Origin of the sequence: Nocardia sp. 852002-20019_SCH5090214 (genome assembly GCF_001665865.1) — a bacterium.
Classification (GTDB): Bacteria; Actinomycetota; Actinomycetes; order Mycobacteriales; family Mycobacteriaceae; genus Nocardia; species Nocardia nova.
Window position 1 is genome coordinate 1 of the sequence record NZ_LZMK01000264.1, and the last position, 810, is coordinate 810.

At 67.4% G+C, this 810-nt stretch carries 1 pseudogene; it reads left to right on the top strand.

Annotated features, from left to right (window positions below):
- Positions 1–711: pseudogene (locus A5780_RS41150) on the top strand (hypothetical protein); the annotation flags it as partial.
- Positions 712–810 lie beyond the last annotated feature (99 nt).

The following is an 810-nucleotide window of genomic DNA, read 5'->3' on the forward strand; positions in this document are numbered from 1 at the left end:
CCCGACTTCCACGGCACCGGACCGCTCTACCTCGGGCTGGAACTCGAAATCAAAACCCCCCGAGACGTTTTCGACGAAGCCGCCGAACTCGCCATCGACCAGCTCGGCGACCTCGGATACCTCAAGGAAGATGGAAGTATCCAGCCGTGCGGATACGAGCTGGTGACGCACCCGATGTCGTATGACTTTGCGTGCCAACGGTTCCCGTGGTCGCTGCTGAATCGGTTGCGGATGCTGGGAGCCTACACCGACACCAGCGTCGGCATCCACGTGCACGTGTCCCGCGCCGGGTTCTCCTCACCCGCCCACACCTACCGGTGGCTGAAGTTCGTCTACCGCAACGAATCCCACGTCAAAGTGCTGGCGCGCCGCGACTGTGAGCAGTGGGCGGTGTTCGACCCGGGCGCTCGCGCTCGCGCCGCCGCCCACGCCAAGGGCGACACCGGAGGCGCGTTCCGGTACCGGGCGATCAACGTCTGCCCAGAGGACACGTTCGAGCTGCGGGTGTTCGCCAGCTCCCTGGACACGCGGGAGGTGCAGGCCGCGCTCGCTTTCGCTGACGCCTCCGTCGAATACACGCGCACCTTGTCGGCCGCCGATATCGCCCGCCGTCGTGGCTGGGAATGGGCGGCGTTCACCGCGTGGCTGGCCGCGCGCCCCGAATACCGCTGCCTGACCGACGAATTGGAGGCCCTCGCGTGTGCATCCTGAGCTTCTACAAACCCGGCCAGGACCCCGACCTCGACGCCCTGCACGGCGGCGCGCTGGCCAACCCACACGGCCACGGCTACGCCGTCAACCCCTGCGGTC